This is a genomic window from Pantoea sp. AG1095, assembly GCF_003208415.1.
Classification (GTDB): Bacteria; Pseudomonadota; Gammaproteobacteria; order Enterobacterales; family Enterobacteriaceae; genus Pantoea; species Pantoea leporis.
This window is the reverse complement of sequence record NZ_QKMJ01000002.1, coordinates 244345-268529: the sequence shown is the minus strand read 5'-3', so window position 1 is coordinate 268529 and position 24185 is coordinate 244345. Positions and strand designations below refer to the sequence as shown.

The window sequence follows — 24185 nt, the reverse complement described above, 5'->3', positions numbered from 1 at the left end:
TGCAGATTTGACCTCATAATATGGTAACCAACCGGCAGCGCTACCGTGAAAAAGTCTCCCAGATGATCAGCTGGGGGCATTGGTTTGCCCTGTTTAATATTATCTTCGCGTTAATTTTAGGCAGCCGCTACCTGTTGGTCGCCGACTGGCCCGCGTCACTCGCGGGACGTATCTATGCCTATACCAGCTGGATCGGTCATTTCAGTTTCATCGTCTTCGCCGGTTATCTGCTCATCATCTTCCCGCTCACTTTCGTGGTGATGTCACAGCGATTGCTTAGGGTGTTGTCGGCGATTGTCGCCACCGCCGGGCTGACGTTGATTATGGTCGACAGCGCGGTGTTCAGCCGCTTCCACTTGCACCTCAATCCGGTGGTGTGGGAGCTGGTGATAAACCCTGATCAAAGCGAGATGGCGCGCGACTGGCAGCTGATGTTTATCAGCGTGCCGCTGATTTTCCTCGTCGAAATGCTGTTCGCGACCTGGAGCTGGCAAAAGCTGCGCAGCCTTAATCGGCGCTCGTTCGGCAAACCGCTGGCTGCGCTGTTTATCAGCGCCTTCTTCGCCAGTCATCTGCTCTATATCTGGGCCGATGCCAATTTCTATCGCCCAATTACCATGCAGCGCGCTAACCTGCCACTCTCCTATCCAATGACCGCGCGTCGCTTCCTTGAGCGTCACGGTTTGCTGGATGCGCAAGAGTATCAGCGCCGTCTGGTGCAACAGGGTGATCCGGAAGCGTTGTCAGTACAGTATCCACTGAGTGACATTACCTTCCGCGATGGCGGTACGCGCCACAATCTGCTGGTGCTAACTGTTGATGGTCTGAACAACGCCACGGTGGAAAAAGCGCTGCCGTCGCTTCATCAATTCGCCAGTGAGAACGTGCGCTTCACCCAGCATTTCAGCGCGGGGCTACAGCCGGAAAAAGGGTTATTTGGCCTGTTTTACGGCATCTCTTCCAGCTATATGGATGGCGTGTTAGCGTCGCGTACGCCTTCCGTGCTGCTGAATGCGCTTAACGCGCAAGGCTATCAGTTTGGCTTGTTCTCATCGGACGGCTTCAGCCAACCGCTGTATCGTCAGGCTTTGTTAGCCGATTACTCGCTGCCGCAGGCCGATACCCAACCGAATAGCACCACGGTGACGCAGTGGCAGAACTGGCTCAATGGCCACAAATCAAACAATGCGCCGTGGTTCTCGTGGATTGCCCTTAACGGTGTGACGGTCAATGGCGACAACCTAAAAGCGCGCCAGCGTAGCTATACGCGTCAGGCAAGCGGTGTCGACGAGCAGATTAAGGCGGTGCTGCAAACCTTGCAGGATCGCGATTTGCTGAAAAATACCGTGGTGGTGATCACGGCGCAGCGTGCGGTCAATCTGGATAGCAACGATGACAATCCAGGTAACCGTGCGACGTTACAGGTGCCGCTGGTGGTGCATTGGCCGAATACGCCAGCGCAAACCATCGATCGCCTGACCGATCAGCAGGATGTGATGACCACGCTGATGCAGCGTTTACTGCACGTGCGCACTAATCCCGCTAACTTCTCGCAGGGTGAAGATCTGTTTGCCGCACAACGCAGCCACGATTGGGTGGCGAGCAGCGAAGATGGCAAGCTGGTAGTGACCACGCCAACCGTGACGCTGGAGCTGAATAATAATGGCAGCTACAGCGCTTACGATGCACAGGGTAACAAACTGAAAGATCATAAACCGCAGCTGGCGTTGTTGCTGCAGGTGCTGACAGAAGAGAAGCGTTTCGTCGCAAACTGATTAATTATGAGGCAGTTAAATGCTGCTCATATTGCAATCGTGCGTAGAAACAGTAATATTCTTCCACGTTCGGCACGTAGCGCAGCCTGGTAGCGCACGGTCATGGGGTGTCCGGGGTCGGAGGTTCAAATCCTCTCGTGCCGACCAAAATCCTTTCGAAAAAAGGGATTATCTTTCGAGATAATCCCTTTTTCATATCTGAATTTTCTCGCTTACCAGCTACCGTGGAATCCACCGCCCATCGCTGAACCGCCACCAATATGCGGCCCACCGCCTAAGCCGTGAGCGCTATTAGTGTTAGCAGCATTATTAGCACCATTACCGCTACCGCCAAAAGAATGTGATGAAGCCTTATCATTTTTGGAACCTTTGCCCGTATTAACCTGAAACGCGGGAACGTGCGGGACTGATACTTGTACGTTAGGATTTACTTTTGCCACCTCACCCGCTGTAGTGGTTTTAGTTATCCCATTAGTTGTAATGCTGATCGCTGCAGAAGGTTTGAGGCTTGAGACTGCTACATTGATTGAGCCATATCCAGCCGTTTTCATTTGTTTTGAGGTAATGCTTAAGCGGTATGATGTGCCGCTAATACCTGGATTGGATACCGTTGCATCCTTCATAGGACTTACACTTACTGAATCCCCTGAAACCTGAGAAGTAAGATTAGGGCTACCTTTAACGCCGTAATCATTCACCTGTTGCGAAGCGTTTAAAGCATCTGTCTGTTGTTGTGTGCGGGTCTGGTTCATTTGAGCTAATGCAACACCTTTGGTACCTGCATCAATTGCACTTTGCGCATTATCAGCAGCGTTAACCGCGTTATTAATTGCCGTCTGGCGCTGTGCATTCATTTCAGCACTGTTTAGATCGGCGTGGGCTTGTGCTTGTTCAGCACCGATAGCCGTACTGATAGCACTGTTGCTATCTCCTGCATAGCCATAGCCGTTAGTGTGAGAGGCATTAACTGATTCGCTCATGCGGTCTGTGTGGCTTACTGCTTCCTGTGCCTGAGATAAGTCAGCAGCCACGGTAGAAAATGAACTCATTACCAGTAAAGCAAGCATAGTATTTTTCATTAGTTAATTTCCGAATTGAAAATCTCGTCAGAGCTCGGTTTATTCGTAGCGAATAATAAGTTGACGTATTTATACACTTCTCAATTGTCGGAAATTTGATCTTAATCACACTAATATCTCTACTATAGAAACATTCTCATCACCCTTACTCACTTTGCCATCTTGGCTATATGATGGAAACGCCCAAAGCATATGAGGTGTCCGAGGTCGGAGGTTCAAGTCCTCTCGTGCCAACCAAAATCCAAAAAAAACAGCCTTATGGCTGCTTTTTTATTGTTTCTAATTCGGTCTAAACGATTCGATTTCCCTGCTGATCTATCACCTTCTCACCATCCTCCTTGCTGAATTCGCCCTGCTGCGCATCGGGAAGAATATCGAGCACGGCTTCTGAAGACCGGCACAAACGCGTTCCCAGCGGGGAGACAACAATCGGACGGTTAATCAGGATGGGATAATTCAACATCGCCTCGATGAGTTGCTCGTCACTAAAACGCTCTTCAGCCAAACCCAATTTTTCGTAGGGTTCGACATTTTTGCGTAATAAAGCGCGCGCATCGATCCCCATCGCGCTAATCAACGCCTTAAGTTGCTCACGATTTGGCGGCGTCTCAAGATAAAGAATAACGGTAGGTTCAACGCCGCTATTGCGTATTAACGCCAGCGTGTTGCGCGAAGTGCCGCAAGCGGGATTGTGATAAATGGTGATGTCAGTCATGGTGCTCTCTTCCTAATGGGACAACGTTAGGCGCAGGGCCAGCGCGCTAAGGGTGACGAGCAGCACGGGCAATGTCATCACGACACCCACGCGGAAGTAATAACCCCAGCTAATGTTGATGTTCTTCTGGTCGAGTACGTGCAGCCATAGCAACGTGGCGAGACTGCCAATCGGCGTAATTTTTGGCCCCAGGTCGCAACCAATAACATTGGCATAAATCATCGCTTCCTTTATCACGCCCTGCGCACTGCTGGCATCAATCGACAGCGCACCAATCAGCACCGTTGGCATATTATTCATTACTGAAGAAAGCAGCGCCGTCACCAAACCGGTACCCAAGGTGGCGGCCCATAAGCCGTGGCTGGCAATGAGGTTGAGTAAGTCAGAGAGATGTTGCGTCAGCCCAGCATTTTTGAGGCCATAAACTACCAGGTACATGCCGAGCGAAAAAATCACGATCTGCCAGGGCGCGCCGCGTAACACTTTACCGGTGTTAATCGCCTGACCTCTTTTGGCAACGATAAACAGAATTAACGCGCCCAGTGCGGCGATAGCACTGACTGGAATGCCCAGCGGCTCCAGCAGGAAAAATCCCACCAATAGCAACAACAGCACCAGCCAACCGGCTTTAAAGGTAGCGGGATCTTTTATGGCTTCAGCTGGTAGTTTGAGGCGTGAAACCTCATAGCTGACGGGAATGTCTTTGCGAAAGAAAAGGTGCAGCACTATCAGCGTGGTGATAATAGCGGCAATATCAACCGGAACCATCACCGCCGCGTAAGCGTTGAATCCCAATTTGAAGAAATCTGCGGAAACGATGTTAACCAGATTGGATACGATCAGCGGCAAACTCGCGGTATCGGCGATAAATCCTGCTGCCATGACGAAAGCCAGCGTTGCACCTTTACTAAAGCCCAGTGCCAGCAGCATTGCGATGACGATCGGCGTCAATATCAGAGCCGCACCATCATTGGCGAAAAGCGCGGCAACGCATGCACCGAGCAACACGATATAGGTGAAAAGCAGCCGCCCTCGCCCACTTCCCCAGCGCGCTACGTGCAAAGCGCACCACTCAAAAAAACCGGATTCGTCCAGCAACAGGCTGATGATAATGACGGCGATAAAAGCCGCTGTCGCATTCCAGACGATATGCCACACCGCGGGAATATCGTTTAACTGGATAACGCCGGTCACCAGCGCCAGTAAAGCCCCTATCGTTGCTGTCCAGCCAATGCTCAGGCCGCGCGGCTGCCAGATGACAAACACGATGGTCAAAACAAATATTGCGCCTGCCAGAAACATCACGCCTCCAATGCATTCGAATAATCGAATGTGTTTAATGATTATTCACAACCCGTAGCAGCGGCGTTCTTCAGCGACTCACGCACTTCCTCACGCTGGCTATTCCAGGCCGTATCGATAATCGATGCAGCCCAGGCCGGCATATGCGGAGAAAGGCGATAGTGTATCCACTTGCCTTCACGTCGATCCAGAATCAGCTCAGCATCGCGCAGCAAGGCAATGTGGCGTGAAATCTTTGGCTGTGATTGTTGGGTAACGGTGCAGAGATCGCAGACACACAGCTCTCCGGCTTCTCGTAATAATAAAACGATGGTCGTACGCGTTTCGTCGGCAAGCAGTTTGAAAAGTTGAACAGGGAGCATTGGGCCAGGTTCCAGTAAAAATCTATTACATATGGTAATTCATATGTGTTGGAAGTAAAGGCAGAATATAAAGTCTGGCGATTTCATATGTTTTCCATGCAATAAAGCATTCTCAGATTATCGCCAAAGAAATGCTGATTATTGGCTTTTAATCAGTAACTTACCGAAAGCAACTCAACCCGAGCCAGATCACATTTCTGGATAAATGTTACAGCGCTTCATCAAATTGAAACAAAACTGTCACAGACTTCTCTTACTCTTAGGGCTCTTGTTTTTTCGATGGAAACCATTATGGTCATCAAAGCAAAAAACCTGCAGGATGCGGAAGAACTCCTGCACTCGGGTATCAATAAAGTTGAACTGGCTTACGATATCGGCAGCGACGATTTCTTCCGTCTCGCCTCGCGCTGGTGCGATCGCGGTGCGCGCATCACCAAAGGCCATCAGCACTTCGTGGTGCAGATTAAAGGCATGGCTATTCCGCCAAATAACTAAAAGTAGGCGAGCCCCTTTGGCTTGCTCTCCATCCGGCTGGCTGGTAAAACTACGTTTTCCGTCAGCCGTGATTTTTTATGTTCGCCTCTGAAACGCCGCTTGCCCTGCCCTCTTCCCCGTTTATCCGCGCTGCTGGCATGTCGCTGGATACATTGCCGATCGCCTGGTGCGAATTCGATCAACATCACTGGCATGCTGAATTGCACCAGGCGTGGCAACTGCCGCTGCCCGCGTCGCTACAGAGCGCGGTGACGAAACGCAAAGCCGAGCATCTGGCGAGTCGCTGGCTGGTGCAGCAAAACTTTGCGCACTTCGGTTTACCGCACTTTGTGTTGTGTAATGCGCCCGATCGTTCACCGTTGTGGCCCGCCGGCATTCAGGCGTCGCTGTCGCATACGCACAGCGTTGCGGTGATGGCTGCGACGCGCGAGCCACTGTGCGTGGGTGTGGATGTTGAGCAGATTATGGCGGAGGAAACCGCCGATGAAACCGCTGGGATGTTGATGAGCCCGGCGGAAAAACAGCGCCTGCTGGCGCGGCCTATGCCCTTTGCCCAGGCCGCTACACTGCTGTTTTCATTGAAAGAGAGTGTGTACAAAGCGCTGTGGCCGCAATTGCATCAGCCAATGGATTTTCTTCAGGCGGAAGTGCTGGAACTGGACGTGCAGCAAGGCCTTGCAACGCTGCGGTTGTGTCAGGATTTTGATGAGTATTTCACCACCAAAGCGCTGCTGCAGGCGCGTTTTTGGCTGGCTGGAGATCGCGTGATTACGCTGCTGACGCATCCGCTCCCGACAAAATAAAAAACCGGCTCAGAAATAAACCTGAGCCGGTGACAACATAAGACGACAGAAAAGTGTTCCAGGGACGCAGAAACGAGGATTTCTGCTGGGAGTGACTTTACTCACTCCGCAACTTCTTGCCCAATAAGGGTTTTTGCTAAGCTTTCCCGGCTGGCGTTAATGGCCGGTATCGGTACGTTGCACCGCATCCAGCGTTGCCATCTCGCGTTCGTTACCGGTTAACTCACTTAGTTGACCTTCGCGCATCTCCAGCAAGCGATCGGCGTGAATAAAGTAGTGATCGTCATGACTAATAGCGAACACCGTTTTACCCGATTCCTGTAACCATGGCAGCAGCTCACGATAGAAGATGCGACGGAAATGCGGATCCTGATCCGCCGCCCATTCGTCGAGCAACAGAATATCGCGCTCTTCGGCGGCTGCCAGCAGCAGCGCCAGACGTTTGCTCTGCCCTTTCGACAGTTGCAGATTAAGCACTCTATTGCCTTCCAGCTTGAGCTTGTCCTGCATCTTCAGACGCTCCAGCCACTGCTGCACCAGCGCAGGATTGGCTGGCTGCCCTTGATCGCCGATGAGGCGATCAAACAGATGCACGTCAGTAAACACCGCCGAGAAATGTTTGCGATAAGCATCGAGGTTTTGCCAATCCACCACCTTGCCATCCAGCAGCAAACTGCCCGATTGCGGCTGATAGAGGCCGGTGAGCAGCATCGCCAGCGTCGATTTTCCGCTGCCGTTGCCGCCAATCAGGAACACTAGCTCGCCGCGGCGCAGCGTCAAATTGATCGGCCCAACCTGGAATCCGTGCTCACCGTAGTGGAAGCAGACGTCGCGCAGCTCCAGCGTTTGCCAGTCGCTGACTTTTGGCAGCGCCTTGAACGTTTCTTCATAGGGCGCCAGTTCAAACCTGTTGAGCTTGCGAAACGCCACCTGCGCGCTGAGCAGCGTTGGCAAGGCGCCGACCGCCGCCAGCAGCGGTGTGCGCAGGAACAGCAGCGTCAGCGAATAAGTTGCCGCCACCGCCGTATTTGCCCAGCCCAGCCCGTTCGCCATAAAGAACACGATGCCAATCGCGCCGAGCATCATGATATTCGACCAGTTCACCGCGCTGAGGTGGAAGGTATCGGCGCGCACGATGTGGTGGCGATAGCTTTTGGCATTCTCCTGATAAACGCTGTCGTAAATAAGCTGCGCACGTTCGCGGTTAAGCTGCAGCTCTTTACGCCCTTCGATAATGGTCTGGAAATCGCGATACAGGTCATCTTCGATTTCACGCAGCTTAGCCATGTGCTGATAAACGCGTGATACCAGCAACCAGCCGCCAACCAGCGTCACCACCAGCCACAGGCAGGTGATCAGCAGCATTTTTGGCGAGAGCCAGGCGAGATAAAGCGCCGAACCGAGCGTAATAATGATGCCCTGAATCAGCTCGGGTAAACGCACGAAGGCGATGGTGATGGCGCGCACATCGCTGGTGAGGCCGGCCAGCAGTTGGGCATTGCCAATCTGTTCGATGCGCTCCACGCGCGTATCAAGAATCCGTTTGATGAATTCGCCGCGCAGCCGCCAGACAAAGTGATGGCCGAGCATAGTCAGCGCCAGCTGGGAGCCGAGCGTCACCGCCATTAGCAGGAACAGCTGGCCAAGGAAACTCGGCAGCACCGAAATCGAGGTATTCACCGCGACGATCAGCTCATTATTGATATAGGCAATCAAACCAATACCAAGCACGGCGCTTAACAGTGTAAGAAGAATGACGCCAATGAAAGGCCAGCGGTACTGGCGAAAAACGACTTGCAGCAATGCCATCAAAGGGTTCCAGCGGTCAATAAAGCAGCCTGCAGTTTAATGTCGCCTTGGCTGATAGCAAGAATAATTCTCATCTCAAATTTGCCTGAGTAAAATGTTTCTCGCCGCTCGTTTGGTAGCGGCGCGATTTATTGCGAAATGCTTGTCAGATAAGAAGGTATTTTGTTTTGAAAATGCATTATCTGTGCGGGCTCTGACACGTCTGCGCCTCTGGCAAATGAGCCCTTTTCAATAATAAGCACTGAAGTTGATGAGCAGGCCGGGGCCGCTTTTGGGCCGGCAATCCGCAGCGCTGAACGAAGCGAGGAAGCCAGGAGAGCCCGCAGGACGCGGGCGAAAGGCGGAGCCGGGACATGGAAGTCCCGTCTCCGCCGGTCCGTCAGGCAGACGAGCGAAGTGAAGGTACCGCGTAAGCGGCGCGAGGACCGCCGAACCAAAAGTGGCACCGGCCAGCGCCTTCATCAATGGCTTAACAACATGCATTCCAAATTAATTGCGCCGAGACGAAAATGCGCTAAAAAGCACGGCGGAAGGTCAGGTTGTAGCGGAACGCGCCTGCCTGCGGATGAATACCAGGTTTGAGCGGCAGAATGCCGTGATAACGCAGGCGCGATGGCCCGCCCCACACCACGATATCGCCATGTTCCAGCAGCACGCGCTGGGTGGCGTCGCCGCGTTCGAAACCGCCGAACTGGAATACCGCAGGCAATCCCAGTGAAACCGACACAATCGGCTGGCGCAGATCCTTCTCATCTTTATCCTGATGCAGCGTCAGTTTTGCGCCGGGTTCATAGCGGTTAATCAGGCAGGCATCAGGATTGAAACTGGCAAAGCCCGCTTCGCGCGCAGTTTGCTGCGCCAGCTCGCGGAACAGCGCGGGCATCGGCGGCCAATGGTGTCCGCTGTTGCTGTCTTGCTCGGTATATTGATAGCCGCGCGAATCGGTGGACCAGCCAAAATCACCACAGTTGGTCATCGCCACCGACATGCGATGGCCACCGGGCGTGATGCGATGGGCAAAGGGATTTTTCGCGGCGATATCGTGAATCGCCGCCAGCAGCGCGTCGGCCTGTTCGCGGGCACGACGTCGCAGAATCACCGCGCCATCCGCTAGCGGTTCCTGCCACGGCGCTTCGTCACTAAATAAATCCAGCATGTGCGCCTCCTTTATTGAGATGCCTGATCGATGAGGAAGGTTTTAAACTGCGGCGACATCCAGTGAGTAAAACCGTCGCCCTGCTTGCTGATCAAATAGACCGCCAGATGCTCTTTCACCGCTAACGCTTTAGCGTGTTCGCTGCCGAGCACCATCAAACCGGTATCCCAGCCATCCGCTTCCAGCGCGGTGGTGGCAATCACCGTTGCCGACACCAGCTTGTGCTCAATCGGTCTTCCGGTAGTCGGATCGATGACGTGCGAAATGCGTTTGCCATCCAGTTCATAATAGTTGCGATAGCTGCCGGAGGTGCTAATGCCGTGTCCTTGCAGATCGACGCGCGCTTCCACCGCGTTTTCGCGATCGGTGGGTTTCTGGATCGCCACGCGCCACGGCTGCTGATTAGCATTGACGCCACGGCTCAATACTGCGCCGCCCACTGAAACCAGATAATCAGTGATGCCTTGCTGCTCCATCAGACGCGCCAGATGATCGGTGGCATAGCCTTCTCCCATGGTGGAGAGATCGACATACAGGCCGGGCAGATCTTTCTGCAGCCATTGACCGTCCACGCCCTGAATCACGCGCAGATGCTGCAAGCCAGTCCGCGCTTTAGCGGCGGCGATTTCTGCCTCGCTGGGGGTATGCGCCGGTTGCTTCGTCGGGCCAAAACCCCACAGATTGACCAGCGGGCCCACGGTGATATCCATCGCACCCGACGTTTTATGCCCGATTCGCAGCGCTTCAGTAACGATGTCCGCCATATCAGCGCTTACCGGCTGCGGTGCGTTGCCTTGATACTGATTAAAGTGCGACAGCACCGAATCGCTTTTCCACGTCGAGAGTTCGCCGTCATCGCGATCCAGCTGTTGCTGGATCAGCTGTTGCAACGCCGCTTTACGCTGCGGATCAACGCCGGCGACGCTGACGCGCCACACGGTGCCCATGGTTTTGCCTTCCAGCACCATCGCGGGTTGGCTGCTGTTTTTTTCGCAACCGCTGAGTCCTAATGCCAGCAGGCTAATTAGCAGAATGTTCTGAAAACGCATCAATTCCTCATCTGTAACCCATTACTACAGCCAATTACAAAGCATAACTCGCTTGTAAAGCAGTCTAAAGCTGCTTGATGTTCGATAAACGCTGACACAGGATAACCGGTTCCTGCAACGTTATGCCTACAGGAGCATCAGATGATTTATATGATTATTGCCGTAACCGCCGGGTTGTTTATTTATGGCAGTTTCAAATGTTGGCAGACGTACCGCCATCGCCAGATTCAGCACTATCCTGCACGCCGACGTTAAATTATTGCACCAGAAAATCACCCTTCTGCACCGCTTCAGCGCTGGCGCAGTGTAGCAAAGTCGCTACAAGCCGCGTGGCGCTGAGAGCGGTGCGCTGGCATGAATGCTGCATTGTTGAAGATGAGTTGAACTTCAGCGAGGTGCAGAATGGAAAATAGCAAAATACAAAACAGTAAATGGCAGCACTGGCTGAGCTTCTCGGCCTTTACGCTGGCGGGTGTCGCGATGGAAGGCAGCCTGAGCACCATCACCAACCCGCCGCCGCAGCCGGCACCCAAAGCTAAAAAATGGCGCGGTATGCAGTAACCTTTATAGTCCCAACTCACTCAGGCCCGGATGATCGTCCGGGCGCGTGCCGGCTGGCCAGTGGAACAGACGCTGAGCTGCGCTGATCGGCAGATCGTTGATGCAGGCGAATCGCTGAATCATCAAACCATCGGCACCAAAGTGCCAGTTCTCATTGCCATAGCTGCGAAACCAGTTACCGCTGTCATCATGCCATTCATAGGCAAAGCGCACCGCCAGCTTATCTTCATGCCACGCCCATAACTCCTTGATCAGTCGATAATCCAACTCTTTGATCCACTTACGCTGCAGGAAGGTCACGACTTCTGCGCGTCCATTGACGAATTCACTGCGATTGCGCCAGCGCGTATCTTCGCTGTACACCCGCGAAACACGCTGCGCATCGCAGCTGTTCCAGGCATCTTCCGCCATGCGGACTTTCTGTAATGCGGTTTGTTGATTGAACGGTGGCACCAGCATGTTATTTCTCCCTATTATGTAGACAGGTCTGTCTACTTGATTCATCCTGCCGTATGTAGACAATTCTGTCTACATGCAAACACAGGAATTTTTATGCTTGAGCCTCTGATCTTTGATGCCACCGCCTCCGCGCGCGATCGTATCTTGCTATGCGCGCAACAGCTGTTTTACCAACAAGGCATTCGCGCCACCGGTGTGGATAAGGTGATTGCGCAAGCGGGGGTGACCAAAGTGACTTTCTATCGTCACTTTCCGGCGAAGAATGCGCTGGTGCTGGCGTTTTTACAGCAGCGCCATCAGCGCTGGATGCTGGCGTTTCGCCATGCGCTGAATCAGCATGCGGCATTGATCGAAGCGCTGCCCGCGGCGTTACTGAGCTGGTTCAGGGATGACGATTATCGCGGCTGTGCGTTTATCAATACCGCCGCGGAGCTGGGCGACACGTTAGCGGAAGCCAGCGAACTGATTCGTCAACATAAGCGTGAGATGGCGCAGGCGATCAGCGACAAGTTGATGCCCGATCAGCAGGTCAAAACGGCGCAGATTGTGTTGCTGGTTGAGGGCGCGATTGTGCAGGTACAGATTGGCGAGGAGTCGGAACGGGTGGTCGACGTGCTGCGTGCCGCGCTGGATGCGCTGCTGAAAACGGGAGCGTGACCGGCAAGTCACGCTCCATCACCCTTAGAACTGGTAAACCAAGCCCAGTGCTACGACGTCATCGGTATTGATACCGGCTGCGTCGGTGAAGTTGTTGTCGTCCAGCAGGTTGATCTGGTAATCAACGTAGGTCGACATGTTTTTGTTGAAGTAGTAAGTTGCGCCTACATCAATGTATTTCTTCAGGTTCTGGCTGCCGTAACCTTCGATGTCAGAGCCGCGAGAAGAGACAAACGCCAGAGATGGACGCAGGCCGAAGTCGAACTGGTACTGTGCCACCAATTCCCAGTTATCCGCTTTGTTGGCGTAACCGTAAACGGTGCCGCTATCGCTGGCGCCGAAACGCGTTGCGTTGTATGAACGGCTGTACATTGCGGCCAGGTAAACGTTGTTAGCGTCATACTTCAGCGCGCCGCTGTAAGCTTCGGCTTTATCACCGCGACCCAGGATGTTGGCGGTACGTGGATTGTTACCGTTCTGGTTATTGGTACGGTCAGACTGGAACATCGCTGCACCAATACCGAAACCTGAACCCAGATCGTAAGTGGTGCTCAGGCCGTAGCCGTCACCGTTCTCGCCCAACACATCACGACCAGAGCCAGTAGATTCGGTTGGGTTATCGTTTTTGCCTTGATACTGAACCGCGAAGTTCCAGCCATCCACTAAACCGAAGAAGTTGGTATTACGATAGGTAGCGAGGCCGTTGCTGCGCTGGAACAGGAAGTTGTCCGCGCCGTAGGTATCGCCACCGAACTCTGGCAGAACGTCAGTCCATGCGCCGAGATCGTACATCACGCCGTAGTTACGGCCGTAATCGAATGAACCTGCATCACCAAATTTCAGACCGGCAAAACCAACACGCGTATAGCTGTTCGCGGTGCCTTCGCTTTCTGCGGTGTTCAGTGCAGCCTGGTATTCCCACTGGCCGTAACCGGTCAGCTGATCGGTCACCTGAGTTTCACCTTTGAAGCCAAAACGCAGGTAAGACTGGTCACCGTCTGAGCCAGAGTTGTCAGAAAAATAATGCAGACCGTCCACTTTGCCGTAAAGGTCTAATTTGTTGCCATCTTTATTGTAAATTTCAGCTGCGCTTACTGATCCTGCCACCAGCAATGCAGGAATCATCAGGGAGAGAACGCGACGTTTCATTTTTATTACCCTCTATAATGTGCCTTTATTTTTGCCACTGCGAACTGAATGATTAAAAATTCAGCCGGCACGCCATTGTTATTTTATGTTGGGCAATAATCTATCACGAAAATGCTACTAAATTTCCAAAACTGTTTCAGTGTATTTAATAGTTATTTCAGAATGTAAATTACGGGGAACTAATAACCAGCACAGATAGGTAAAAAATATAGCACTTTTTGACAACATATATTTTAATTGTTTAAAAACATAAAATTACATGAGTTACATTTCCGCACTGAATGACAAAACTCAAACCCATCCAGAGCATACAATTATCCCCGCTATCATCATTTATTTCATTATTACCTTCATTCACCCCGAATGTTTTGATTTACCCTAATTTCCCGCCGGACCAGATGGTCCGGCATTTTTTTGCCCGCAATTCAGACATCGCCTTATATTGCGTAAAGTTAATTACGCGGGTTAAATTAACCACAATAACTGCCGCGCATTATTTGTCTCTTTTCGCACATTTTGTTCAATTAATAGCCTTAAATCGGCAATGTTAATTTCGGCACGTAACAAAGATCGCTGCAATAATTGCCGGCGCATATTGTTAACGCTCACGCAGTGATTCCCTGGCTTTATTCAGTGGCTTAAGCAAATAATCCATCACGGTTTTCTGACCGGTTTTAATCTCAACATTCGCTACCATGCCGGGCATGATGGCGAACCTGCGGCCGCTTTTATTGGTCAGTTCGGCTTTTTGCGTGCGCACATAGACGCGATAGTAAAACTCGTCGTGCCGCACTTCGTCCTGCAGCGTATCAGGCGAGACGGTTTCGACTTCCCCGTGCAGATCGCCATAAATCGACGCGTCGTAGGCGGTGATCTTCGCCACCGCGGGTAAACCCGGCCGGATATAGCCGATATCGCGTGGATTGATGCGCGTCTCAATCAGCAATTGATCCTCCAGCGGTACAATCTCCATCAGCTTGCCACCCGGCTCCAGCACGCCGCCCACGGTGGTGACGCGCACATCCTTCACAATGCCGCGCACCGGCGAAATCAGCGTAGTGCGCGTCAGCAGATCCTGTTTCCCTGCCGCCACCTGCAGCTGCGCATCCAGCTCACCGTTGTTCTTCACCTGCTCTTCATGGGCTCGCACGTAATAATCGTTGCGCGCTTCGTCGATTTTGCCGCGCAGATCGCTAACCTGGCGACGCAGGCGAATCACATCCACCTTACCCGCCGCGCCGCGCAGCATCAGCGGCTCCGTCACGTTGAGTTCTGCCTGCACCAGCGCAAGGGATTGCTGCAAATTGCCGATGGTCTCGACGAAATTCTGCCGCCGCGCCTGATAGAGCTGGGTTTCGCGCGCCACCAGTTCGGGAAGTTGCAGGATATCGGCGCTGAACTTCAGCGGCGTGTCGCTGAGCTCGGCCTGTAAACGTTCAGAGGAGGCACGCAGCGTACGCACCCGCGCAATCGCCTCACCAAAGTTGGTTTGAAAGCGCGTAGGATCGAGTGTTGCCAGCACCTCGCCGCGCTGCACGATATTGCCTTCGTGCACATTGAGCTGTTTGACGATGCCGCCATCAAGGCTATCAATGATCTGCGCGCGGCTGGAAGGCGTGACTTTGCCGATGCCGACCGTGACTTCGTCCAGCACCGCAAAGTACGCCCACAGCAGAAACAGCAGCAGCGCCACCACGCACAGCCAGATGATCGCCGAGGTGCGACGCTCACGCCGCGTCAGATCTTTATCCAACAGCACCACGCTCATGCCGCATCTCCTTTTTTACTGGCGGCGTGGCGCAGAATCTCGTCGCGCGCGCCATCGGCCACGATGCGGCCGTTATCCATCACAATGATGCGATCAACCATGCGCAGCAGCGCGGGACGATGCGTGACCAGTACCAGCGTGCGCCCGGTGACCCATTGCGCCAGCTGACGAATCACCTGCGCTTCCAGCTGTTCATCCATCGCCGCGGTCGGTTCGTCCAGCAAAACCACCTGCGGTTGGCGCAGAATCAACCGGCTGAGCAGCACCATTTGCCGCTGGCCGCCGGACAAGCCGCGTCCGCCTTCGTGAATAATGCGATCGAGGCTGGCGGCATCCTGCTGCACCAAAGCTAACGCGCCGCTAATGCGCAGCGCCTGCAGCATCTCCTGCTCGCTGGCGTGCGGATTACCGAGCAGCAGGTTCTGGCGCAGCGTGCCGAAAAACAGCCGCGCATCCTGCGACAGCCAGCCAAGCTGACGCCGCAGATCGACCGGATCGATGCAGGTGAGATCGACGCCGTCCACCAGCACTTTGCCCTGGCTGGCGCGCGCCTGACCGGCCAGCATCTTCAGCAGCGTCGATTTGCCCGCGCCGACTTTACCGAGAATCGCCACGCGTTCGCCGGGCGTGATCTGCAATTGCGGAATGTTGAGCACGCTATTACCGCTCTCCTCTTCGTAGCGGTAATGCACGTTTTGCAGCAGATAGTGGCCGCTGAGCACCGGACAGTGCGCCAGCGTGGCGTGATCGGGTTGGTCGAGCGGCTTCTTTAACAGTTCATCCAGCCCTTTCATCGCCGATTTCGCATGCTGCCAGCGCGAAAACACCATGGTGAGCTGCATCAGCGGCGCGATGGTGCGTGATGAGAGCAAGCTGCACGCCACCAGCGTGCCGGTGGTGATCTGATTGTCGAGCACCAGATAGACGCCGAACACCAACATGCCGGCATAGGTGAGCTGCTGCACGCTAGCCGACCAACCGGTGAGGCGCGCGCCCCATAAACGTTGCTGATTACTGATGGCCGCGCTAACTTCGTGCGTTTGCTCCCACTGGCGCTGAAAATAGGGTTCCGCTTGCAGCGCTTTGATATCCTCTACACCTTCTAAGGTTTCCACCAGCACCGCCTGACGCAGCGCGCTTTCCCGCAACCCTTCCTGCGCCAGCCGCGCCATCGGGATTTGCACCAGTAAGCCTGGAATGACGATCAGCGGGATTGCCAGTAACGGAATCAGCACCAGCCAGCCGCCAATCGACGCCATAATCAGCAGAAACAGCAGCACAAACGGCAAGTCGGCGGCGGCATTCACCGTGGTGGACGTCAGCAGTTCGCGTACCTGGTCAATTTCACGCAATTGGGCAATAAAGGAGCCGGTGGAACGTGGGCGCGCTTCGTTGCGGATGTTCATCGCCCGCGCGAATAGCATGGCGGATATTTTCAGGTCGATGCGTTTGCCCATCAGGTCAGAAACCTGGGTGCGCATCAGACGAATCAGATACTCAATGGCGGCCGCCAGCACCACGCCGGCGAACAACACCCACAACGTTGGCAGCGACTGCGCCGGAATCACCCGATCGTACACCTGCATAGAAAACAGAATGCCCGCCAGCGCCAGCACGTTGCCGACCAGCGAGGCCAGGCTGATTTCCGCAATGCGCCGCTTCATGCCACGAAAGTGATGCCAGAACCAGTGCGGCTGATAAGGCTGCACAAACTCATCGATGCGCGCATCACGCGCCCGCGCCGCCACACCAACGACGCCGACCTGCATGTCGGCCTGCATGAGCAAATCCTGCAGCTGACCTGCGCGCACCACATCGCCACTTTCACTCAGCCAGTAACGTACGCCACCGTTGCTATCCACCTCTTCTATCAACGCTACGCTGCCATTTTCCAGCAGCAGCAATACCGGCACAATTTCCTGCCGCCAGCGCAGTTTGCTGTGCGGCACCAACATCAAATGCAGGCCTAACAGCCGGGCTAAACGTTCTAACTGTTGCGTCGGGGCCAGATGTTGAAACCAGCGCATCTGCTGGCGCAGCGTGCTGCCGTCCGCCGGTTTACCGAAGCGTGCCGCCACGCGCAGCATCGCCGCGATGCCGTTGTCGCTGTTGAAGGGTTGTGCTGTCATCCCTGTTGTCCCGTGAGCAATGAGAGTGGGCTGGCAACCGCTAGCCGATGTTGCTAGCGGTTGATGGCGGATTACGCCAGGTTCTGAACCTGATGTTGCTGCAGATGGTCGCCGAGGGTGTAACTGCTATCGCTGGCGTTGTAGTGACTCTCCGTGGCGCGCGCATCGCTGGGTTGAGCGGCGGCGCTGTCGCCTGCGTCGACCAGTTGCGTATTCAGTGGCTCGCTGCTGACGCTGGCGGCCGCCTCATGGCTATCGATGGTCACCGGCTGCGTCGCCATCGCCACATTGCCTGCTTTGTCCTGCGCGCTGACCTTCATTTGGTAACTGCCATCATCCAGCGGTGCCAGCTGACCCGCCAAAATGGTCAGCGCCCAGTTGCCGTCGGCTTTAACCGTGGCGGTGTAACTCTGATCGCCCAGCGTCAACGTCACAAGGCTGCCCTGATCGAGATGGCTACTGCTGCCCTGAATCAGATGCCAGCTATTGAGCTCCGCCGCATCCAGCACCCCGTCGCCAAACGGTTGATTCAGCGTAATGGTCGGCACCTGATGCGTGGCAACGTTGAACAGGTTCTCAATAATCTGCGTGTCGTGGTTGCCGTACTCATCCCAGCGCGTGGCCAGCGCCGACACTTCGCCATCCGGCAGCGCCTGCAGATCTTCGGCGCTGATGGTGACCATGCCGTTGACCGGCGTGTAGTTTTTGCCGTTGAGCGTCAGCTCCTTCACGCCTTCGAGATAGAAACTGAGATCGTGCTGCGCTTCCTGCTGATTCAGCGTGGTATCGCCGCCAATATTGATTTCGTAATAGATGTCTGGCAGTTGGGTGACCACGTTCAGTTCCAGCATTGCGTCAGTGCTGTTGCCAGCGCCATCCTGCGCATAAACCCGGATTTCGCCCAGTGCAATAAAGCTCGCCACTTCACTGGCCGGAATCGTTACCTGCCAGTGACCGTCGCTGCCAATCTGCGCGTGATAAACCGCATCACCGCTGCACAACAACAGCTGCTGGCCCGGCACCACCACCGAAAGATCGCCGCTAAAGGTGAGATCGTTTTGGCTCTCTTCTTTATTGATCACGTTGTCTGCCGTGACCTTATCGAAACTGATGTGCGGCAGGCTGCTAACGTGGGTAATTAAGGTGACATCCTGCAGATAAGCGGTGGTTTTGCCGTTGGGATCGGTAGCGCTGACTTTCAGGCTGTAGACGCCATCCTGTAACGCCTGAAGATCCTGTGAAGGAATAGCGGCGGTCCATTCGCCTTTATCGTTAACGCCGCCAGAGTATTTTTTCCCGGCTAAAATCACCGTGATATGGCTGTTCGCCGGCATGTGCGTAACACTGCCGTGCACCTCCACGCCGTAAATGCCTTCTGCCACGCTGACCGCGTTATCACCGCTGATCGGATCCACCGTCAGCGTAGGCTTGATGGTTTTATCCACGTAAACCCCAAAGCCCACCTGCGTATCGGTGCTATTACCGGCTTTGTCGGTGAGGGTTAGCGTCAGCGAATAAGCACCGTCGGACAATCCGTTGAGCACCGACGGCGGCATCGAAGCATTCCAGTAACCCCATTTATTTACCGTGCTGTGCCAGACTTCGCCATTAAAGGCCAGCGTTACGGTGGCGCCTGGCTCAGATTCGGCGCGACCGCGCAGGTGAATATTCCTGCCGGATTCCCATGCGGCAATCACGCCATCTTGTGCAATAGGTTCATAAGGACGTAACGGCGCGGGCGGCGTGGTATCCACACTGCGCGTTTGCAAAGATGATGTGTCGTCTGCCAGCGGATAAAGAGTGGCCGCAGAGTGCAGAATCGCCGCTAATTGTTGTTCGGATTGACGTGAAGACATAGGTAACCTCGTTACAGGGAAGGTATTGCAACGGTCATTAAGCTTATTAATGTTTTAAACGTACCGGTGCGCCATACAGGCCATTAATCAATGGCCCGCTTCGCCTGATGAAAACGGGTTACCCGCAGGTAACAAGGACTAAAATAAGGCACAGCAAAATTCTCCCAAAGGGGGAGAAATAATCTCGATCTCGCTATATTCCGCATCGGGAGCTGATGGGATGACTAACATATCGGTTTTACGTGGTCGCTGCCTATTGGCGAAAATCCGGAAATGCATGCTTTGCGACAGCGCCAAAAAATTGACGTCCAGGCCGCATGTGGCGCGGAATCTTTCTTCAGTATACTGCATCATTCGGCAGAAAAAATTTTACTTAAGTCACTCCAGTAATGATTGGCACATGCCAGGAAAGTTCTGGAAAAGCGCAGCGATGCGTAAAAAATCGGTAATATGCCTGTTTATGGCGTTTAATCGCTGCCATCTGATAGGGTCTGATGCGCGGTGTGACATGCGCTTTGATGCTAAACTTCGTCGCTTCACCCGCTAATGAAAACTACTCTTTATGACAGCACTGGACGCCGCGCCGCAAAATAAATTGCATCATCGTGTCAATCTTGGGACACGTATCGTTTTCCTCATCGCTGGATTGGGCATGTCCGCATGGGCACCGCTGGTGCCGTTCGCCAGCCAGCGTCTGGCATTGAGCGGCGCATCATTGGGCGGTTTGCTGCTGTGTCTGGGAATTGGCTCGCTGGCGGCGATGCCGATTACCGGCGGTTTGATTGCGCGCTTCGGTGGTCGTCGGGTGATGTTGTGCTCCACGCTGGTGGTGCTGGCGATGTTACCGCTGCTGGCGACGCTTGATGTGATGTGGCTGATGGCCGCCACTTTAATGGTGTTTGGTGCCGGACTCGGCATGCTGGATGTCGCGATGAACGTGCAGGCTGTCGAAGTGGAAAAAGCCGCACGCAAGCCGATGATGTCCGGTTTCCACGGTTTCTTTAGCCTCGGCGGGATTATCGGCGCCGGTTCCGTCAGCCTGTTACTCGGCAGCGGCCTGACGCCGTTGCAAGCCGTTGGCGCGGTGATGGTGCTGATTGTGCTGCTGCTGGTGTGGAGCCTGCCGACGCTGATGACCGAACGCCTGCATCAGCCCGATCAGCCGTGGCTGGTTATTCCGCGCGGTTGGGTGGCATTCCTCGGTTTACTCTGCTTTATTCTGTTTCTTGCCGAAGGTGCGGTGCTGGATTGGGGCGCGCTGTTGCTGCTGCAAAGCCCGGAGATGAGCCCGGCGCACGCTGGTTTAGGTTATGCGGTGTTCTCGGTGGCAATGACCATTGGTCGTCTGACCGGCGATAAAGTGATTCAGCGCTTCGGCCGTTATCCGGTGATGTTGACCGGTGCGTTAGCCGCTGCCGCAGGCATGACGTTGGCGGTGTTGCTGCCGTGGCCGCAAATTGCGCTGCTGGCTTTCCTGCTGGTGGGTTTTGGCCTCGCCAATACGGTGCCGATGTTGTTCAATGCTGCCGGGAATCAACACGATATGCCGTCGAATCTGGCGATTTCGGCCATGACAACGTTAGGCTATGCAGGTATTCTTTCAGGTCCGGCTTTAATCGGATTAATTTCCCAGTGGATCAGCCTGAGTGGTGCATTTTTGCTTATCGCTCTGCTGCTGCTGGCCGTCGCTGCCAGTGCCCGACGGGTTGCGCGCTAATTCCATGATCCTGAGACACTATGCTGCCTTATAAATTTCCTCTGACATCCGGCAATGTAACGCGCTTTTTCGTGGTGTTTAACCTGGTGCTTTTTCTGGCGCTGGGCGCGATGGTGCACAACAGCGTGAATGCCTGGATGACAGAGAAGCGCTATGCGATGACCGATTTGGCGCGTGCGATGCAGAAACGCATCGATGCGTCGCGCTTCGCTACGTGGCAGATCTATGAGAACCTGGCCACCAGCGCCGCCGGTTCGTCGCCGAACAGTAATCTTCAGGAAACCCGCCTGCGCCCGGATGTCTATTATCTGGAAAAAACCCGCCGCAAAACCGAAGCACTGATTTTCGGTTCGCACGATAGCAGCACGCTGGATATGACCATGCGCATGTCCAACTATCTCGATACGCTGTGGGGCGCGGAAAATCCGACCTGGTCGATGTACTTCCTCAATGGTCAGGATAACAGCCTGATTATGATCTCCACGCTGCCGCTGAAAGACATGGCGACACGTTATAAAGAGAGTGCGATCAATTCGCTGGTTGATAGCCGCCGCGCCGAGATGCTACAGCAGGCCAATGCGCTGGATGAGCGCGAAAGCTTCTCGCCGCTGCGTCACTTCGCCTGGCAGAACGATCACTACTTTACCCTGCGCACCACTTTCAATCAGCCGGGCCATTTAGCCACCGTGGTGGCATTTGATTTGCCGGTTAACGATCTGATTCCGCGTAATATGCCGCTGGAGAACTTCCAACTGCGTCAGGACGCGACGCAAACGTCGACCACCAACACCACCACCAGCGACGACACCAGCAGCGAAAGCACGCACGTGGCGCTGGTAAACCCGAATCTGGAGATCGCCGCCTCGCTGCCTAGCACTTCGCTGCAGCTGGTGTATCGCGTGCCGCTCACCAGCCTGGCGCTGGATACGCTGCATAATCTGATGTGGCCGCTGCTGATCAACCTTGTGCTGTTTTTACTGTCGATTGCGGGCATTACGCTGCTGCGTCAGCAATCGCTGCGCCCGAACGAGAATCAGAGCGCCGAGCTGGATTCGCTGCGCATGCTTAACGAAGAGATCGTCGCCAGTTTGCCGGTCGGCTTGCTGGTGTACGACTTCGCCACTAACCGCACGCTGCTCAGCAATAAAATCGCTGAACATCTGTTGCCGCACCTGAATCTGCAGAAAATCATCAATATGTCCGATCAACATCAGGGCGTATTGCAGGCGACCATCAATAACGAAGTGTATGAAATTCGCCACGCGCGCAGCGTGCTGTCGCCGCATACTCAGCTATTTATGATGCGCGATCAGGACCGCGAATTACTGGTGAATAAGAAGTTGCAGAAGGCGCAACAGGTGCTGGATCGTAATCACCAGATGCGTCAGCAGTTAATGCATAACCTCGGTCACGCCCTCAATGGTCCACTGCAAAGCATGGTTAAGCAACTAGTACAACTTAGCCAGCGTGACGATGACGAAAGCGTGCTCGATCTGCTCGACGAGAGCCAGGGTTTGGCGCGCCTGGTGGATGACATCGTGCTGCTTAATCGCCTGGAAGCGCATGACTGGTCGCCTGATGCCAGCGTGTTCAACCTGCAGGATATGCTGGACGAAATCGCGCTGGAAAGCCTGCCGCTGCTGCGTCGTAAAGGTTTAGCGCTGGTGGTGAATAACCATTTAGCCAATGACGAGATGCGTTTTGGCGATCGTCGTGCGCTGCGTAAAGTGCTGACCACGCTGATGCACTATTCGCTGACCACCACGCGCTGGGGCAAGATTTCGCTGGAGATCAAAACCAGTGAAGACAAGCCCAACCAGGTCTTGCTGCAGCTGGTGGATACCGGCTCCGGCTTGAGCGTCGATGAACTGGCGAATGTCGATTTCCCCTATCTCGGCGACACCACGCAAGATCGTTTTGGCCAGGCGTCCGGCATGGCATTTTTCCTCTGTAAGCAGCTGTGCAAACAGATGGGCGGCCAGCTGGAGATCATCGCTAAACCCGATATCGGCACACGCTACAATATTCAGCTGCCGCTGGCGTTAGAGCAGCAAGGCGAGCAGGAAGAGAAACTGCTGGAAGGCGTGACCGCGTTGGTGGATATCGCCGTAGAAGACGTACACAAGATCGTTTGTCGCCACCTCGAAAACTGGGGAGCGAAATGCCTGACCTCGGATGAGCGTTTAACTGGTCAGGATCATGATGTGCTGGTGACAGACGATCCGGCGCGCCTGAACGGCTGGGCGCTGCTGCTGGCCGGTGACGAAATGGGTCATCACGCGTTGAACGATCAGCAATTCCGGGTCAACTTCAATCTCAGTAATGCACTGCTTGATGCGCTGCTGGCCCTGATTGAAAAGCAACTTTCTCATGATTTGTTAGAGGAGAGTCGCGAAGATGAAGAAGCCACGCCGCTAATGAGCGGAGGCTATTTCCAGCTGTTTACCGAGACAGTACCGCCAGATGTGAAGAGACTGTATACTGAAGCGGCGGAAAAGGATTATCCCTCGCTTGCTCAGACAGCACATCGCCTGAAAGGCGTGTTTGCCATGCTCAATCTGGGTTCAGGTAAACAGCTTTGTGAAGCGTTAGAACAACACATTAAAGTATGTGACGATTTAACCATTAAAAATACCACCAGTGAAATTGACGCTTACGTCAGCCAACTGCTGCAGCAAGGTAACCAATAAGATGAATAACTTGAACGTAATTATTGCCGATGACCATCCGATCGTTCTGTTCGGTATCCGTAAGTCACTGGAACAGATTGAATGGGTTAACGTTGTAGGTGAGTTTGAAGACTCAACAGCACTGGTAAACAGCTTGCCCAAACTGGACGCTAATGTCCTGATTACCGACCTTTCCATGCCAGGCGAGAAGTACGGTGACGGTATCACCCTGATTAAATACATCAAACGTCACTATCCGGACCTCTCGATTATCGTTCTGACCATGAACAATAACCCGGCGATCCTGAGCGCGGTGTTGGATCTGGATATCGAAGGGATCGTACTGAAGCAAGGCGCACCAACCGATCTGCCAAAAGCACTCGCGGCTCTGCAGAAAGGCAAAAAATATACGCCGGAAAGCGTGGCAAAACTGCTGGAGCGCATCAGCGCCGGTGGTTACGGTGACAAACGTCTGTCGCCGAAAGAGAGTGAAGTACTGCGTCTGTTCGCAGAAGGTTTCCTGGTGACTGAGATCGCTAAGAAACTTAACCGCAGTATCAAAACCATCAGTAGCCAGAAGAAATCAGCCATGATGAAACTGGGCGTGGAAAACGATATCGCGCTGCTGAACTATCTCTCTTCTGTCAGCGCCACTCAGGTCGACAAAGAGTAATA

Annotated in this window: 20 protein-coding genes and 1 tRNA gene; 9 read left to right on the top strand and 12 right to left on the bottom strand. The window is 54.1% G+C overall.

All coding sequences use genetic code 11. From position 1 onward, the window contains the following. The first annotated feature begins 20 nt into the window (after positions 1–20). Positions 21–1775 carry an LPS biosynthesis-modulating metalloenzyme YejM gene (gene yejM / locus DEU53_RS07865; protein WP_110866596.1) on the top strand — a complete coding sequence of 585 codons (1755 nt, stop codon included), beginning with the start codon at positions 21–23 and terminating at the stop codon, positions 1773–1775. 70 nt (positions 1776–1845) lie between these two features. Further along, positions 1846–1922, top strand: a tRNA-Pro gene (locus DEU53_RS07860). A gap of 65 nt (positions 1923–1987) precedes the next feature. Here DEU53_RS07860 and DEU53_RS07855 read toward each other — a convergent pair. The 4 genes from DEU53_RS07855 to DEU53_RS07840 all read right to left on the bottom strand — a co-directional run bounded on the left by DEU53_RS07855 (position 1988) and on the right by DEU53_RS07840 (position 5233). Continuing rightward, positions 1988–2854 carry a hypothetical protein gene (locus DEU53_RS07855; protein ID WP_146222848.1) on the bottom strand — a complete coding sequence of 289 codons (867 nt, stop codon included), beginning with the start codon at positions 2852–2854 and terminating at the stop codon, positions 1988–1990. 289 nt (positions 2855–3143) lie between these two features. Continuing rightward, positions 3144–3569 carry a glutaredoxin-dependent arsenate reductase gene (gene arsC, locus DEU53_RS07850; RefSeq protein WP_110866594.1) on the bottom strand — a complete coding sequence of 142 codons (426 nt, stop codon included), beginning with the start codon at positions 3567–3569 and terminating at the stop codon, positions 3144–3146. Positions 3570–3581: 12 nt separating this feature from the next. Beyond that, positions 3582–4871 carry an arsenic transporter gene (locus tag DEU53_RS07845; RefSeq protein ID WP_110866593.1) on the bottom strand — a complete coding sequence of 430 codons (1290 nt, stop codon included), beginning with the start codon at positions 4869–4871 and terminating at the stop codon, positions 3582–3584. A 41-nt stretch (positions 4872–4912) separates the two neighbouring features. Beyond that, the gene (locus DEU53_RS07840) at positions 4913–5233 is read right to left on the bottom strand and encodes a metalloregulator ArsR/SmtB family transcription factor (protein WP_101763682.1); all 321 of its coding nucleotides are present in this window, start codon (positions 5231–5233) and stop codon (positions 4913–4915) included. 291 nt (positions 5234–5524) lie between these two features. Between DEU53_RS07840 and DEU53_RS07835 the strand changes: the two genes are divergently transcribed. Continuing rightward, on the top strand, positions 5525–5728 hold the full coding sequence (locus DEU53_RS07835) for a hypothetical protein (protein ID WP_008105079.1): 204 nt from the start codon (positions 5525–5527) through the stop codon (positions 5726–5728). A gap of 77 nt (positions 5729–5805) precedes the next feature. Next, positions 5806–6531 carry a 4'-phosphopantetheinyl transferase gene (locus DEU53_RS07830; protein WP_110866592.1) on the top strand — a complete coding sequence of 242 codons (726 nt, stop codon included), beginning with the start codon at positions 5806–5808 and terminating at the stop codon, positions 6529–6531. 156 nt (positions 6532–6687) lie between these two features. Here the strand turns inward: DEU53_RS07830 and DEU53_RS07825 are convergent, their stop codons facing one another. From DEU53_RS07825 to apbE, 3 genes are all read right to left on the bottom strand, one after another. Next, the gene (locus DEU53_RS07825; RefSeq protein ID WP_110866591.1) at positions 6688–8340 is read right to left on the bottom strand and encodes a multidrug ABC transporter permease/ATP-binding protein; all 1653 of its coding nucleotides are present in this window, start codon (positions 8338–8340) and stop codon (positions 6688–6690) included. Between the two features lie 514 nt (positions 8341–8854). After that, positions 8855–9496 (bottom strand): DNA oxidative demethylase AlkB, encoded by a 642-nt coding sequence (gene alkB / locus DEU53_RS07815; protein WP_110866590.1) that lies wholly within the window; start codon positions 9494–9496, stop codon positions 8855–8857. Positions 9497–9507: 11 nt separating this feature from the next. Beyond that, a complete protein-coding gene (gene apbE, locus DEU53_RS07810) occupies positions 9508–10545 on the bottom strand; it encodes an FAD:protein FMN transferase ApbE (protein ID WP_110866589.1) in 1038 nt (345 codons plus the stop codon). Between the two features lie 402 nt (positions 10546–10947). Between apbE and DEU53_RS23045 the strand changes: the two genes are divergently transcribed. Further along, entirely contained in the window at positions 10948–11106 is a 159-nt protein-coding gene (locus DEU53_RS23045) for a hypothetical protein (RefSeq protein WP_199559685.1), read from the top strand. 3 nt (positions 11107–11109) lie between these two features. Here DEU53_RS23045 and DEU53_RS07805 read toward each other — a convergent pair whose 3' ends face one another. Next, complete coding sequence (locus DEU53_RS07805) at positions 11110–11565, bottom strand: nuclear transport factor 2 family protein (RefSeq protein WP_110866588.1); 456 nt, start codon at positions 11563–11565, stop codon at positions 11110–11112. A 93-nt stretch (positions 11566–11658) separates the two neighbouring features. On the opposite strand from DEU53_RS07805, the gene DEU53_RS07800 reads away from it, so the two are divergent. Further along, positions 11659–12222 carry a TetR/AcrR family transcriptional regulator gene (locus DEU53_RS07800; protein WP_110866587.1) on the top strand — a complete coding sequence of 188 codons (564 nt, stop codon included), beginning with the start codon at positions 11659–11661 and terminating at the stop codon, positions 12220–12222. Between the two features lie 24 nt (positions 12223–12246). Here DEU53_RS07800 and ompC read toward each other — a convergent pair whose 3' ends face one another. From ompC to DEU53_RS07780, 4 genes are all read right to left on the bottom strand, one after another. Next, positions 12247–13371 (bottom strand): porin OmpC, encoded by a 1125-nt coding sequence (gene ompC / locus DEU53_RS07795; protein ID WP_110866586.1) that lies wholly within the window; start codon positions 13369–13371, stop codon positions 12247–12249. A 598-nt stretch (positions 13372–13969) separates the two neighbouring features. Further along, positions 13970–15139 carry an HlyD family efflux transporter periplasmic adaptor subunit gene (locus tag DEU53_RS07790; protein ID WP_110866585.1) on the bottom strand — a complete coding sequence of 390 codons (1170 nt, stop codon included), beginning with the start codon at positions 15137–15139 and terminating at the stop codon, positions 13970–13972. Beyond that, on the bottom strand, positions 15136–17268 hold the full coding sequence (locus DEU53_RS07785) for a type I secretion system permease/ATPase (RefSeq protein ID WP_110866584.1): 2133 nt from the start codon (positions 17266–17268) through the stop codon (positions 15136–15138). Before DEU53_RS07785 ends, DEU53_RS07790 begins: the two co-directional genes overlap by 4 nt. 71 nt (positions 17269–17339) lie before the next feature. Continuing rightward, positions 17340–19124 carry an Ig-like domain-containing protein gene (locus DEU53_RS07780; protein WP_110866583.1) on the bottom strand — a complete coding sequence of 595 codons (1785 nt, stop codon included), beginning with the start codon at positions 19122–19124 and terminating at the stop codon, positions 17340–17342. 562 nt (positions 19125–19686) lie between these two features. Between DEU53_RS07780 and DEU53_RS07770 the strand changes: the two genes are divergently transcribed. The 3 genes from DEU53_RS07770 to rcsB are packed head-to-tail and all read left to right on the top strand — an operon-like array spanning position 19687 to position 24183. Continuing rightward, positions 19687–20841: an MFS transporter gene (locus DEU53_RS07770; protein ID WP_110866581.1), complete on the top strand. Its 1155-nt coding sequence runs from the start codon at positions 19687–19689 to the stop codon at positions 20839–20841. A 23-nt stretch (positions 20842–20864) separates the two neighbouring features. After that, complete coding sequence (gene rcsD / locus DEU53_RS07765) at positions 20865–23531, top strand: phosphotransferase RcsD (protein ID WP_110866697.1); 2667 nt, start codon at positions 20865–20867, stop codon at positions 23529–23531. 1 nt (position 23532) lies between these two features. Further along, on the top strand, positions 23533–24183 hold the full coding sequence (gene rcsB / locus DEU53_RS07760; RefSeq protein ID WP_007889370.1) for a response regulator transcription factor RcsB: 651 nt from the start codon (positions 23533–23535) through the stop codon (positions 24181–24183). The last annotated feature ends 2 nt before the right edge of the window (positions 24184–24185 follow it).

What these genes read in the sequence shown, in the direction of transcription:
- DEU53_RS07830 (WP_110866592.1), top strand. Translation starts at nt 5,806, where the DNA reads ATGTTCGCCTCTGAAACGCCGCTTGCCCTGCCCTCTTCCCCGTTTATC.
- ompC (WP_110866586.1), bottom strand. Translation starts at nt 13,371, where the DNA reads ATGAAACGTCGCGTTCTCTCCCTGATGATTCCTGCATTGCTGGTGGCA.
- DEU53_RS07785 (WP_110866584.1), bottom strand. Translation starts at nt 17,268, where the DNA reads ATGACAGCACAACCCTTCAACAGCGACAACGGCATCGCGGCGATGCTG.
- DEU53_RS07825 (WP_110866591.1), bottom strand. Translation starts at nt 8,340, where the DNA reads ATGGCATTGCTGCAAGTCGTTTTTCGCCAGTACCGCTGGCCTTTCATT.
- alkB (WP_110866590.1), bottom strand. Translation starts at nt 9,496, where the DNA reads ATGCTGGATTTATTTAGTGACGAAGCGCCGTGGCAGGAACCGCTAGCG.
- apbE (WP_110866589.1), bottom strand. Translation starts at nt 10,545, where the DNA reads ATGCGTTTTCAGAACATTCTGCTAATTAGCCTGCTGGCATTAGGACTC.
- DEU53_RS07790 (WP_110866585.1), bottom strand. Translation starts at nt 15,139, where the DNA reads ATGAGCGTGGTGCTGTTGGATAAAGATCTGACGCGGCGTGAGCGTCGC.
- yejM (WP_110866596.1), top strand. Translation starts at nt 21, where the DNA reads ATGGTAACCAACCGGCAGCGCTACCGTGAAAAAGTCTCCCAGATGATC.
- DEU53_RS07805 (WP_110866588.1), bottom strand. Translation starts at nt 11,565, where the DNA reads ATGCTGGTGCCACCGTTCAATCAACAAACCGCATTACAGAAAGTCCGC.
- DEU53_RS07800 (WP_110866587.1), top strand. Translation starts at nt 11,659, where the DNA reads ATGCTTGAGCCTCTGATCTTTGATGCCACCGCCTCCGCGCGCGATCGT.
- DEU53_RS07855 (WP_146222848.1), bottom strand. Translation starts at nt 2,854, where the DNA reads ATGAAAAATACTATGCTTGCTTTACTGGTAATGAGTTCATTTTCTACC.
- arsC (WP_110866594.1), bottom strand. Translation starts at nt 3,569, where the DNA reads ATGACTGACATCACCATTTATCACAATCCCGCTTGCGGCACTTCGCGC.
- DEU53_RS07835 (WP_008105079.1), top strand. Translation starts at nt 5,525, where the DNA reads ATGGTCATCAAAGCAAAAAACCTGCAGGATGCGGAAGAACTCCTGCAC.
- DEU53_RS07770 (WP_110866581.1), top strand. Translation starts at nt 19,687, where the DNA reads ATGACAGCACTGGACGCCGCGCCGCAAAATAAATTGCATCATCGTGTC.
- DEU53_RS07845 (WP_110866593.1), bottom strand. Translation starts at nt 4,871, where the DNA reads ATGTTTCTGGCAGGCGCAATATTTGTTTTGACCATCGTGTTTGTCATC.
- DEU53_RS23045 (WP_199559685.1), top strand. Translation starts at nt 10,948, where the DNA reads ATGGAAAATAGCAAAATACAAAACAGTAAATGGCAGCACTGGCTGAGC.
- rcsB (WP_007889370.1), top strand. Translation starts at nt 23,533, where the DNA reads ATGAATAACTTGAACGTAATTATTGCCGATGACCATCCGATCGTTCTG.
- DEU53_RS07840 (WP_101763682.1), bottom strand. Translation starts at nt 5,233, where the DNA reads ATGCTCCCTGTTCAACTTTTCAAACTGCTTGCCGACGAAACGCGTACG.
- DEU53_RS07780 (WP_110866583.1), bottom strand. Translation starts at nt 19,124, where the DNA reads ATGTCTTCACGTCAATCCGAACAACAATTAGCGGCGATTCTGCACTCT.